General features: G+C 63.6%; 11 protein-coding genes. 9 read left to right on the top strand and 2 right to left on the bottom strand.

The window, feature by feature from the left end; genetic code table 11:
- Nucleotides 1-320 precede the first annotated feature (320 nt).
- The 3 genes from AC19YR_RS02855 (at nucleotide 321) to AC19YR_RS02845 (ending at nucleotide 3,289) form a co-directional block, all read left to right on the top strand.
- Entirely contained in the window at nucleotides 321-1,271 is a 951-nt protein-coding gene (locus AC19YR_RS02855; RefSeq protein ID WP_095111134.1) for a 2-hydroxyacid dehydrogenase, read from the top strand.
- Nucleotides 1,272-1,427: 156 nt separating this feature from the next.
- Complete coding sequence (locus AC19YR_RS02850) at nucleotides 1,428-2,495, top strand: phosphotransferase family protein (RefSeq protein ID WP_500597055.1); 1,068 nt, start codon at nucleotides 1,428-1,430, stop codon at nucleotides 2,493-2,495.
- A gap of 26 nt (nucleotides 2,496-2,521) precedes the next feature.
- The gene (locus AC19YR_RS02845) at nucleotides 2,522-3,289 is read left to right on the top strand and encodes an SDR family oxidoreductase (protein ID WP_095111132.1); all 768 of its coding nucleotides are present in this window, start codon (nucleotides 2,522-2,524) and stop codon (nucleotides 3,287-3,289) included.
- A 9-nt stretch (nucleotides 3,290-3,298) separates the two neighbouring features.
- Here AC19YR_RS02845 and AC19YR_RS02840 read toward each other — a convergent pair whose 3' ends face one another.
- Nucleotides 3,299-4,102, bottom strand: a complete 804-nt coding sequence (locus AC19YR_RS02840; protein ID WP_500597054.1) for a sulfite exporter TauE/SafE family protein — start codon at nucleotides 4,100-4,102, stop codon at nucleotides 3,299-3,301.
- 149 nt (nucleotides 4,103-4,251) lie between these two features.
- Here AC19YR_RS02840 and AC19YR_RS02835 point away from each other — a divergent pair, with 149 nt between their 5' ends.
- Nucleotides 4,252-5,115 (top strand): MBL fold metallo-hydrolase, encoded by an 864-nt coding sequence (locus tag AC19YR_RS02835; protein WP_500597053.1) that lies wholly within the window; start codon nucleotides 4,252-4,254, stop codon nucleotides 5,113-5,115.
- Between the two features lie 9 nt (nucleotides 5,116-5,124).
- Here AC19YR_RS02835 and bkdR read toward each other — a convergent pair whose 3' ends face one another.
- A complete protein-coding gene (bkdR, locus tag AC19YR_RS02830; RefSeq protein WP_095111129.1) occupies nucleotides 5,125-5,613 on the bottom strand; it encodes a Bkd operon transcriptional regulator BkdR in 489 nt (162 codons plus the stop codon).
- Nucleotides 5,614-5,809: 196 nt separating this feature from the next.
- Here bkdR and AC19YR_RS02825 point away from each other — a divergent pair, with 196 nt between their 5' ends.
- The 5 genes from AC19YR_RS02825 to AC19YR_RS02805 all read left to right on the top strand — a co-directional run bounded on the left by AC19YR_RS02825 (nucleotide 5,810) and on the right by AC19YR_RS02805 (nucleotide 11,926).
- Nucleotides 5,810-7,045, top strand: coding sequence for a 3-methyl-2-oxobutanoate dehydrogenase (2-methylpropanoyl-transferring) subunit alpha (locus AC19YR_RS02825; RefSeq protein WP_095111128.1), 1,236 nt, complete (start codon nucleotides 5,810-5,812; stop codon nucleotides 7,043-7,045).
- Nucleotide 7,046: 1 nt separating this feature from the next.
- On the top strand, nucleotides 7,047-8,105 hold the full coding sequence (locus AC19YR_RS02820; protein ID WP_095111127.1) for an alpha-ketoacid dehydrogenase subunit beta: 1,059 nt from the start codon (nucleotides 7,047-7,049) through the stop codon (nucleotides 8,103-8,105).
- Nucleotides 8,106-9,386 (top strand): dihydrolipoamide acetyltransferase family protein, encoded by a 1,281-nt coding sequence (locus tag AC19YR_RS02815; protein ID WP_500597052.1) that lies wholly within the window; start codon nucleotides 8,106-8,108, stop codon nucleotides 9,384-9,386.
- 3 nt (nucleotides 9,387-9,389) lie between these two features.
- A complete protein-coding gene (gene lpdA, locus AC19YR_RS02810) occupies nucleotides 9,390-10,781 on the top strand; it encodes a dihydrolipoyl dehydrogenase (protein ID WP_500597050.1) in 1,392 nt (463 codons plus the stop codon).
- Between the two features lie 125 nt (nucleotides 10,782-10,906).
- Nucleotides 10,907-11,926, top strand: coding sequence for a branched-chain amino acid aminotransferase (locus AC19YR_RS02805; protein ID WP_095111124.1), 1,020 nt, complete (start codon nucleotides 10,907-10,909; stop codon nucleotides 11,924-11,926).
- Nucleotides 11,927-12,328 lie beyond the last annotated feature (402 nt).

Below are 12,328 nucleotides of genomic sequence, written 5' to 3'. Positions count from 1 at the left end.
GCATTCCGGTCATTTGCCACACAGCCGAAGCGAGTCGGAAAAACCCGACAGGCAGCGCCCCGGCCGTAACAGGGCCGCGATTCTGGGGGATTCATCAACAGAAGCAAAGACTTAGCTGAGCAACGGTTAGGCGGATCAGGCCAACGGTCGCGTTTGTGTACGTCCATGACGACGACAGCCAAATGCCACTAGCGGCTGCGCCAAGATGCAGGCCCCACGCGGGGCGGCAGCCGCGCGTAACCGCGTCTACCATTGCCAAACACCGGCCAAGCCAGCAGTCTGGCGCCCTTGCCCCACAGCCTTGCCCACAGGAGCGCAGCATGCCCAACACCGTTCTGGTCCTGGTTGAAACCATCAATGACTACCTGCCGATTCTGGAGCACAGCGGCTTTCACCTGATCCTCGCGCCCACCCCGGCCGAGCGGGCCCAGGCGATCCAGACCCACGCCGGGCAAATCCGCGCGGTACTCACCCGCGGCCCCCTGGGCCTGACGGGCGAAGAGATGGCCGCCCTGCCCCACCTGGAAATCATCTGCGTGATCGGTGCCGGCCATGAGCAGGTTGACCTGCAAGCCGCCAGCAACCGCGGGATCGCGGTCACCAATGGCGCCGGGGTCAATGCCTCGTCAGTGGCCGACCACGCCATGGCCCTGCTGCTGGCCTTGGTGCGCGACATTCCCCGCGCCGACGCCGCCGTGCGCCGGGGCGAGTGGCCGAAAATCATGCGCCCGTCCCTGGCCGGCAAACACCTGGGCATCCTGGGCCTGGGTGCCGTGGGCATGGCCATCGCCCAGCGCGGCGCCAAAGGCTTTGAAATGAGCGTCAGCTACCACAACCGCCAGCACCGTAGCGACGTGCCCTACGATTTTTGCTCCACGCCCACGGAACTGGCGCGGGCCTCGGATTTTTTGATCGTCGCCACACCCGGCGGCCTGGGCACCCGCAACCTGATTAACAAGCAGGCCCTGGATGCGCTCGGCCCCAACGGCTTTCTCGTCAACATCGCCAGGGCCAGCGTGGTGAACACCGGCGAACTTATCAGCGCCTTGGAACAACGACGCATCGCCGGGGCGGCGCTGGATGTGTTCGACGACGAGCCTCTGGTGCCCGAGGCCCTTAAGGTATTGAGCAACGTCGTGCTCACCCCACACGTGGCCGGGCTGTCGCCGCAAGCGACCCAGGCGACGGTGGAACTGGTGGGTAAAAACCTGCTGGCGCACTTCGCCGGGCAACCTTTGCTCACCCCGCTGGCGTTGCCGGCGAAGGCTTGAAACAGCCTTGCCGGACAATTCAAACGCCCGTATCAAAAACAATGATTACCCGGCAACACCCACACCTATAAAGGCCTCTCGTGGTTGTGGGGGCCCGGCGGGCACATTAGATTAGCCAATAGTCTCTGGCATCCAAAATAAGCAGAAGGGATAAGCATGACGCTTACTGACCAGTCCACCCCCATTCGCCCCGGCGAAGAACTCGATGTCAGTCTCATCGACCCCTACCTCAAGGCGCACATTCCCGGCCTGAGCGGCACCCCACGGATCAGCCAGTTCCCGGGCGGCGCCTCAAACCTCACCTACCTGCTGGAATATCCCGGCCAGGAATTCGTGCTGCGCCGCCCGCCGTTTGGCCACAAGGCCAAGTCCGCCCACGACATGGGCCGCGAGTTCCGCATCCTCAACCAACTCAAGGACGGCTTCCCGTATTGCCCCAAGGCTTACGTGCACTGCACCGACGAAGCGGTGATCGGTGCCGAGTTCTATGTGATGGAGCGGGTCAACGGCATCATCCTGCGCTCGGAACTGCCCCCGGAGCTGGGCCTGGACGCCAGCAAGACCGAGGCCCTGTGCAAAAGCTTTATCGACAAGTTCGTTGAGCTGCACCGCGTCGACTACCGCGCCTGCGGCCTGGCGGACCTGGGCAAGCCCGAAGGCTATGTGGAGCGCCAGATCCGCGGCTGGAGCGAGCGCTACGACAAAGCCCTGACCCCCGACGCGCCCAAGTGGGAAGCGGTCAAGGCCTGGCTCAAGGACAAAATGCCCGCCGACCACCCGACCTCCAGCATCGTGCATAACGACTACCGCTTCGACAACGTGATCCTCGACCCCCACAACCCGATGCAGATCATCGGCGTACTGGACTGGGAACTCACCACCCTGGGCGACCCACTGATGGACCTGGGCAACAGCCTGGCCTATTGGATCGAAGCCGGCGACCCGGCGCCCGTGCAGTTGATGCGGCGCCAGCCCAGCCACGCGCCCGGCATGCTCACTCGCCGGGAATTTGTCGATTACTACGCCGAACGCGCGGGCATTCGCATCGATAACTTCGATTTCTACTACACCTACGGCCTGTTTCGCCTCGCCGGCATCGTGCAGCAGATCTACTACCGCTTCTTCCACGGCCAGACCCAGGACAAACGCTTCGCGCAGTTCATTTCGATGAACAAGTTGCTGGAGCACATGAGCCTGCAAGTCATCGCCAAATCCAGCCTCTGATCGACGGCTTATAACAAGGAAAAACCATGTCCAAGACTCAGTTGTTCGACCTCGATGGCAAGATCGCTTTCGTCTCCGGCGCCAGCCGCGGTATTGGCGAAGCCATCGCCAAACTCCTGGCCCAGCAAGGTGCCCACGTGATCGTGTCGAGCCGCAAGCTCGAAGGCTGCCAACACGTTGCCGACGCGATCATCGCCGATGGCGGCAAAGCCACCGCCGTGGCCTGCCATATCGGTGAAATGGAACAGATCGGCCAGGTCTTCGCCGGCATCCGCGAGCAGTTCGGGCGCCTGGACATCCTGGTCAACAACGCGGCCACCAACCCACAGTTCTGCAACGTGCTGGACACCGACCTAGGCGCGTTCCAGAAAACTGTCGATGTGAACATCCGTGGTTACTTCTTCATGTCGGTGGAAGCCGGCAAGCTGATGCGCGAAAACGGCGGCGGCAGCATCATCAACGTCGCGTCCATCAATGGCATCTCACCGGGCGTCTTCCAAGGCATTTACTCGGTGACCAAAGCAGCGGTCATCAACATGACCAAGGTGTTTGCCAAGGAATGCGCGCAGTTCGGCATCCGCTGCAACGCCCTGCTGCCGGGCCTGACCGACACCAAATTCGCCTCAGCCCTGGTGAAAAACGACGCGATCCTCAACACTGCCCTGGCCCAGATCCCCCTCAAGCGCGTGGCGGCCCCCAGCGAAATGGCCGGCGCCGTGCTGTACCTGGCCAGCGACGCTTCCAGCTACACCACCGGTGTGTCGTTGAACGTGGATGGCGGTTTCCTTTCCTAAAAACGCCTCCTAACGTGCGGCCGTGTACAGCATGTACGCGGCCAAGCCCAGGCACAGGCTGGCGAACCCCACCTGCAACAGCCGCGCCGGCACCCGCCCGGACACCCCGCGGCCCACCAGCATGCCCACGATGGCCGCCGCGATAAACGCGCCACCCGTGGCGTCGATAACCACCCCGGCCCGCAGCGCCCCCACCACCCCGACCGCCGAAATCAGGCAGATCACCATGAGCGACGTGGCGACGATGCCGCGCATCTGCACATCGGTCAGTTGCTTGAACGCCGGCACGATCAGAAACCCGCCGCCCACCCCCAGCAACCCCGACACCACGCCGGTCACCGCCCCCAACGCCGCCAGAGTGGCCGAGCATTTGGCGGTCCAGGCCAGGCGCCCCGTCTGCTGGTTGAGCAGGCAGTTTTTCTGCCCCCAGGATGCGCTGCCGTGGTCGCTCGGCCCGGGCGCCGGCGCCTCACGGCGCAACATGCGCCAGGCCACCAGCATCATCAGGAGGCTGAACAGGCCCATGAGGATTTTTTCCGGCAGGCGATGGGCCAAGTAGATGCCAATGGGCGAACACAGCGCGCCGAGCAAGGCAATCAACAATGCGGCGCGGTAACGCACCAAGCCGTGGCGTAAGCCATCCAGGGCGCCCACCGCCGCCGCACTGCCCACCGCCAGCAACGCCACGGGCGCGGCTTGGGTCATGCTCCAACCCAGGCCCAGCACCAAGGCCGGCACCGCCAGAATGCCGCCGCCGGCGCCGGTCAGGCCCAGCACCAACCCCATCACCCCACCCAACAACATCGCCAGCATATAAAACCCGTAATCAGTGGCCGCTCCGGTGATCCGGTCGCGAATCGGCGACAGGATACTGCCCAGGCATCAACAGAAACACCCTGGCACTGGTCAGCAGCGCGCGCACTTCACTACCCTTGCGCAATCTTCTGAAAAGGTTCGCCCCTATGCCTGCCCAAATCCAAGCCTTTTTCGACAAAGACACATCGACCTTTTCCTACATTGTGTTCGAGTGCGATGGCAGCGAATGCGCCATTGTCGACCCTGTCCTCAACTACGACCCCGCTTGCGCCCGCACGGCCACTACCCAGGCCGACCGCCTCATGGCCTTTGTTCACGAACACCGGTTGCGTGTGCAGTGGTTGTTAGAAACCCATGCCCACGCCGATCACCTGTCCGCGGCGCCCTACCTGCGGGCACACCTGGGCGGCAAGATCGCTATCGGCCAAGGCATCACCCAGGTCCAAAGCGTGTTCAAGACGTTGTTCAACCTGAAGCCACCCTTCGCCGTCGATGGCTCGCAGTTCGATCACCTGTTCGGCGCCGATGAGGATTTCCGTATCGGCAATCTGCGCGCCCGAGCGCTGCATGTGCCCGGCCATACCCCGGCGGACATGGCGTACCTGATTGAAGACGAGGCGATTCTGGTAGGCGATACCCTGTTCATGCCCGATGCGGGCACCGCCCGTTGCGATTTCCCCGGCGGCAGCGCCAAGCAGTTGTTCGCCTCGATCAAACGCTTGCTGGCCTACCCGGCCGCTACCCGCCTCTATGTCTGCCACGACTACCCGCCCACCGAACGCACTGCATGCCACCAAACCACGGTGGGCGAGCAGCGCCAGCACAACATCCACGTGCGCGATGACATCGATGAAGCGACATTCGTCGCCATGCGCACCCAGCGCGACGCCACCCTAGGCATGCCAGCACTGTTGCTACCGGCCGTGCAGGTCAACATCCGCGCCGGACATTTGCCGGTAGCGGAAGACAATGGCGTCGTTTACCTGAAAATTCCGCTCAATCGCCTTTGAACGGCTTGCCTAGCCTTCCACCGTCAACCCATTGGCCGGCAACGGCAACGCGGTTTTATAGCGCACCTGCTTGAGGGCAAAACTGGAGCGGATATTGGCCACCCCCGGCACCTTGGTCAGAAAATCCAGCATGAACCGCTCCAACGCCTGGATGGTCGGCACCAGCACCCGGATCAGATAGTCCGGGTCGCCGGCCATCAGGTAGCACTCCATGACTTCCGGGCGGTCGGAAATCGCTTCCTCGAAATGCTGCAACGCCTCTTCTACCTGTTTCTCCAGGCTGACGTGGATAAACACATTGACGTGCAGGCCCAACAGCTCGGCGTCTAGCAGCGTCACTTGCTCGCGGATCAAGCCCAGTTCCTCCATCGCCTTGACCCGGTTAAAGCATGGGGTGGGCGACAGGTTGACCGACCGGGCGAGGTCGGCGTTGGTGATGCGGGCGTTCTCCTGAAGGCTGTTGAGAATGCCGATATCGGTACGATCCAGCTTGCGCATGAGACAAAACCACCTGTTTTTTATGTTTATGCAGATTTTTTATCTGCAAATCACCTCCAACGCAACGAAACACAGATAAATATTCTCCTGCCCCCGGCCTATGATTGTTGTAGGACAATATTTCGCCTACCCGGCGAAGGACTGTCAGCTAAGCGCGCCCACTACAAGAAATTCACAAGATAGAGCGTAGAAAGCCATGACCCAGCAGTACGAACCGCTGCGCCTGCACGTTCCCGAACCCTCCGGCCGTCCCGGCTGCAAAACCGACTTCACGTACCTGCGTCTGACCGATGCCGGCACCGTGCGCAAACCTGCCATCGACGTCGAACCCGCCGACACCGCCGACCTGGCCAAGGGCCTGATCCGGGTGCTTGACGACCAGGGCAATGCCTTGGGCCCATGGGCCGAAGGCGTGCCCGTGGAGATCCTGCGCAAGGGCATGCGCACCATGCTCATGACGCGGATCTTCGACAACCGCATGGTGGTGGCCCAGCGCCAGAAGAAAATGTCGTTCTACATGCAGAGCCTCGGCGAGGAAGCCATCGGCAGCGCCCAGGCCCTGGCGCTCAATGTCACCGACATGTGCTTCCCCACCTACCGCCAGCAAAGCATCCTGATGGCCCGCGAAGTGCCGTTGGTGGACCTGATCTGCCAGTTGCTGTCCAACGAGCGCGATCCGCTCAAGGGCCGCCAACTGCCGATCATGTACTCGGTGCGTGACTACGGCTTCTTCAGCATCTCCGGCAACCTCGCCACCCAGTTCGTACAAGGCGTGGGCTGGGGCATGGCCTCGGCGATCAAGGGCGATACCAAGATCGCCTCGGCCTGGATCGGCGACGGCGCCACCGCCGAATCGGACTTCCACACCGCCCTCACCTTTGCCCACGTCTACCGGGCGCCGGTGATCCTCAACGTGGTCAACAACCAATGGGCAATCTCCACCTTCCAAGCCATCGCCGGTGGTGAAGCCACCACCTTCGCCGGCCGTGGCGTGGGCTGTGGCATCGCCTCGCTGCGGGTCGATGGCAACGACTTCATCGCGGTCTACGCCGCTTCCGCCTGGGCCGCCGAACGGGCGCGGCGCAACCTGGGGCCGACCCTGATCGAGTGGGTGACTTACCGCGCCGGCCCGCACTCGACCTCGGACGATCCGTCCAAATACCGCCCCGCCGACGACTGGAGCCACTTCCCGTTGGGCGACCCGATTGCCCGCCTCAAGCAGCACCTGGTGAAAATCGGCCAATGGTCGCAGGAAGAACACGCGGCGGTCAGCGCCGAACTCGAAGCCCAGGTGATCGCCGCGCAAAAAGAGGCGGAGCAGTACGGCACGCTTTCCGGCGGGCAGATCCCGAGCGCGGCGAGCATGTTCGAGGATGTCTATAAAGAGATGCCGGAGCACTTGAAGCGCCAGCGTCAAGAGTTGGGGATCTGACATGAACGATCACAACAACCAAATCGAGCTGGAAACCGCCATGACCACCACTACCATGACCATGATCCAGGCCCTGCGCTCGGCCATGGATGTGATGCTTGAGCGTGACGACAACGTGGTCGTGTTCGGCCAGGACGTGGGCTACTTCGGCGGCGTGTTCCGTTGCACCGAAGGCTTGCAGACCAAGTACGGCACCTCCCGGGTGTTCGACGCGCCGATCTCCGAAAGCGGCATCATCGGCGTTGCCGTGGGCATGGGCGCCTATGGCCTGCGGCCGGTGGCGGAAATCCAGTTCGCCGACTACGTGTACCCGGCCTCGGACCAGATCATTTCCGAAGCGGCCCGCCTGCGCTACCGCTCGGCGGGCCAGTTCACCGCACCGATGACCATGCGCATGCCCTGCGGCGGCGGCATCTACGGCGGCCAGACCCACAGCCAGAGCATCGAAGCGGTGTTCACCCAGGTCTGCGGCCTGCGCACCGTGATGCCCTCCAACCCCTACGACGCCAAGGGCCTGCTGATCGCCTCCATCGAAAACGATGACCCGGTGATCTTCCTGGAGCCCAAGCGCCTGTACAACGGCCCGTTCGACGGCCACCACGACCGCCCGGTAACGCCGTGGTCCAAACACCCCGCCGCACAAGTGCCGGACGGCTACTACACGGTGCCACTGGATGTGGCTGCCATCACCCGCCCAGGCAAGGACGTGACCATCCTCACCTACGGCACCACCGTCTATGTCTCACAAGTGGCGGCCGAAGAATCCGGCATCGACGCCGAGGTCATCGACCTGCGCAGCCTGTGGCCGCTGGACCTGGAAACCATCGTCAATTCGGTGAAAAAAACCCGCCGCTGCGTGATCGTCCACGAAGCCACCCGCACCTGCGGTTTCGGCGCCGAGTTGGTGGCGCTGGTGCAAGAGCATTGCTTCCACTACCTGGAAGCGCCCATCGAGCGTGTCACGGGTTGGGACACGCCCTACCCCCACGCGCAGGAATGGGCGTATTTCCCTGGGCCGTCCCGCGTGGGCGCGGCTTTGCATCGGGTCATGGAGGTTTAAATGGGTACGCACGTCATCAAGATGCCGGACATCGGCGAAGGCATCGCGGAAGTAGAACTGTCGGTGTGGCACGTCCAGGTCGGCGACATGGTGGTTGAAGACCAAGTGCTGGCCGATGTCATGACCGACAAGGCCATGGTCGACATCCCCTCCCCGGTGCACGGCAAGGTCATCGCCCTCGGCGGCCAGCCTGGCGAAGTGATGGCCGTGGGCAGCATCCTTATCAGCATCGAGGTCGAAGGCGCGGGCAACGTCAAGGATGCGCCGCCCGCCGCGCCCGCCAAGGTTGCGCCGGTCGAAACCGCGCAAGCGGCACCGACGCCAGCGCCCGCAATGGCGGCCCCACTGGCCAAACCCGCAGCCCCCGTCAGCCGCCCAGCGCCACAGGCGCCCGTGGCACGTAGCGCCGACGAGCGCCCGTTGGCCTCGCCGGCGGTGCGCAAGCATGCGCTGGACGCCGGCATCCAGCTACGCCTGGTCCAGGGCAGCGGCCCCGCCGGGCGCATCCTGCACGAAGACCTCGACGCCTACCTCGCCCAGGGCACGGCCCGCGCCGCCACCCCGGCGGCGTACGCCGAGCGCCATGACGAGCAGCAGATCCCAGTGATCGGCATGCGCCGCAAGATCGCCCAGCGCATGCAGGACGCCACCCAGCGCGCCGCTCATTTCAGTTATGTCGAGGAAATCGACGTGACCGCCGTGGAAGAGCTGCGCGCCCACCTCAACGAAAAACACGGTGCCAGCCGCGGCAAGCTGACCTTGCTGCCGTTCCTGGTGCGTGCCCTGGTGGTGGCCCTGCGCGACTTCCCGCAGATCAACGCCCGTTACGACGACCAGGCCCAGGTCATCACCCGCCTCGGCGCGGTGCACGTGGGCGTCGCCACCCAGAGCGACGTGGGCCTGATGGTGCCGGTGGTGCGCCATGCCGAAGCCCGCAGCCTGTGGGACAGCGCCGCGGAGATCGCACGCCTGGCCAACGCCGCGCGCAACGGCAAGGCCAGCCGCGATGAGCTGTCGGGGTCGAGCATCACCCTGACCAGCCTGGGCGCGTTGGGCGGCATCGTCAGCACCCCGGTGCTTAACCTGCCGGAAGTGGCCATCGTCGGCGTGAACAAAATCGTCGAACGGCCGATGGTTATCAAAGGCCAGATCGTGGTTCGCAAAATGATGAACCTCTCCAGTTCCTTCGATCACCGGGTGGTCGACGGCATGGACGCGGCGCTGTTTATCCAGGCCATCCGTGGCCTGCTCGAGCAACCCGCCAGCCTGTTTGTGGAGTAAGACATGCAACAGACGCTCAATACCACGCTGCTGATTATCGGCGGCGGCCCTGGCGGCTATGTGGCGGCCATCCGCGCCGGCCAACTGGGGATCACCACCGTCCTGGTCGAAGGCCAGGCCCTGGGCGGCACCTGCCTGAACATCGGCTGCATCCCGTCCAAGGCCTTGATCCACGTCGCCGAGCAACTGCACCAGACCCGCCAGCACAGCCAGGGCTCGGCCCTGGGCATCCAGGTCGCGGCGCCCACCCTGGACATCGGCAAAAGCGTGGAGTGGAAGGACGGCATCGTCGATCGCCTGACCAGCGGCGTCGCGGCCCTGCTGAAAAAACACAAGGTTCAGGTCATACAGGGCTGGGCGCGGATTGTCGACGGCAAGACCGTCGAGATTGAAGGCGCCAACACACGCATCCAGTGCGAACACCTGCTGCTGGCCACCGGCTCGAAAAGCGTCAACCTGCCGATGCTGCCCATTGGCGGGGCGATCATTTCGTCCACCGAAGCCCTGGCGCCCACCTCGGTGCCCAAGCGCCTGGTGGTGGTCGGCGGTGGCTACATCGGTTTGGAACTGGGCACGGCCTACGCCAAGCTCGGGGCCCAGGTCAGCGTGGTCGAGGCCCAGGAGCGCATCCTACCAGCCTACGACGGCGAACTGACCCAGCCTGTGCACGAGGCACTGAAGAAACTCGGCGTGAAGCTCTACCTCAAGCACAGTGTCGAGGGCTTCGACGCCCAGACCAACACCCTGCAAGTGCGTGACCCCCAGGGCGAACGCCTGAACCTGCCCACCGACCAGGTGCTGGTGGCCGTGGGCCGCAAAGCCAACACCCAAGGTTTCAACCTCGAAGCCCTGGACCTGGCGATGAACGGCTCATCGATCAAAGTCGACAACCGTTGCCAGACCAGCATGCGCAACGTCTGGGCCATCGGCGACCTCAGCGGAGAACCGATGCTCGCCCACCGCGCCATGGCCCAAGGCGAGATGGTCGCGGAAGTGATCGCCGGCAAACACCGCGAGTTCAACCCCACCGCCATCGCCGCCGTGTGCTTCACCGACCCGGAACTGGTGGTGGTCGGCCAAACCCCGGACGAAGCCAAGGCCGCCGGGCTGGACTGCATCGTCGCCAACTTCCCGTTCGCTGCCAACGGCCGGGCCATGAGCCTGGAATCCAAGGCCGGGTTCGTGCGGGTGGTGGCACGGCGCGACAACCATGTGATCCTCGGTTGGCAAGCGGTGGGCGTGGGCGTCAGCGAGCTGTCTACGGCGTTCGGCCAGTCCCTGGAAATGGGCGCGCGCCTGGAAGACATCGCCGGCACCATCCACGCTCACCCCACACTGGGCGAAGCGGTGCAGGAAGCCGCCCTGCGGGCACTGGGGCACGCGCTGCACATTTAGTCAGTGTTGAGCGTGTGGGAGCGAGCCTGCTCCCACACAGCCGCGCAATGGAGTATCGTTGCGCCCATCCAGCAAAAACCAGAAGCCTGCTTCGACCAGGCGGATGTCAAGTGATAGAGGGTGTCATGGGTAACGAAAGCATCAATTGGGACAAACTGGGTTTTGACTACATCAAGACTGACAAACGTTTTCTGTCTTACTTTCGCGACGGCGAGTGGGACAAAGGCACCCTGACCGAAGACAACGTGCTGCACATCAGCGAGGGCTCCACTGCCCTGCACTATGGCCAGCAATGCTTCGAAGGCATGAAGGCCTACCGCTGCAAGGACGGCTCGATCAACCTGTTCCGCCCGGACCAGAATGCCCTGCGCATGCAACGCAGCTGCGCGCGCCTGCTGATGCCGCATGTGCCGACCGACGCCTTTATCCAGGCCTGCAAGGACGTGGTGCGCGCCAACGAGCGCTTCATCCCGCCGTACGGCACCGGCGGCGCGCTGTACCTGCGCCCGTTCGTGATTGGCGTGGGTGACAACATCGGCGTGCGTACCGCACCCGAGTTCATCTTCTCGATCTTCTGCATCCCGGTGGGCGCCTACTTCAAGGGCGGCCTGACCCCGCACAACTTCCTGATCTCCGGCTACGACCGCGCCGCCCCCAACGGCACCGGCGCCGCCAAGGTCGGCGGCAACTACGCCGCCAGCCTGATGCCCGGCTCCCAGGCGAAAAAAACCGGCTTCGCCGATTGCATCTACCTGGACCCGCAGACCCACTCGAAAATCGAGGAAGTCGGCTCGGCCAACTTCTTCGGGATCACCCATGACGACAAGTTCGTCACGCCGAACTCGCCGTCGGTCCTGCCGGGCATCACCCGCCTGTCGTTGATCGAACTGGCCAAATCGCGCCTGGGCCTGGAAGTGATTGAAGGCGACGTATTTGTCGACAAACTGGCCGATTTCAAAGAAGCCGGCGCCTGCGGCACCGCTGCGGTCATCACGCCCATCGGTGGCATCAGCTACAAGGATCACCTGCACGTGTTCCACAGCCAGACCGAAGTCGGCCCTGTGACCCAGAAGCTCTACAAAGAGCTGACCGGCGTACAAACCGGCGACATCGAAGCGCCAGCAGGCTGGATCGTCAAGGTCTGATCTTCCCAGCGTTAAAAAGCCCACCCCTTCTAGCGAAGCGGGTGGGTTTTTTTTGACTCCAAGTTGCCCCCGTGGGCGCTCTGTCTCTGCTCCAGGCTCCTGCCCTCACCCCACGGGCAGCATGAGCATTTTCGGATTGCTCCTACTCGTGCATGGCCCCCGTCCGACATGTGGTTTCACTTTCCCCATGCTCATATTTGTGCGCTCAGGCGAACCGCTATCCCTTTCCCGTAGATGAGCGTCCGTCGCCCTCAGCCACACAAGGACGCCCCCGATGAGCAACCCCACCTACGCCGTAATCGCCGAACTGCGCACCCGGCTTGTGCCGAATCGGCCGAGCGATCGACTGATCGCCATCCCTCGGGATATGCCCGGCATCGTGATTTTCTTGCATGGCGTCAA

This window comes from Pseudomonas sp. MF08817, assembly GCF_059862705.1.
This window is presented reverse-complemented; position numbering and strand designations above follow the sequence as displayed.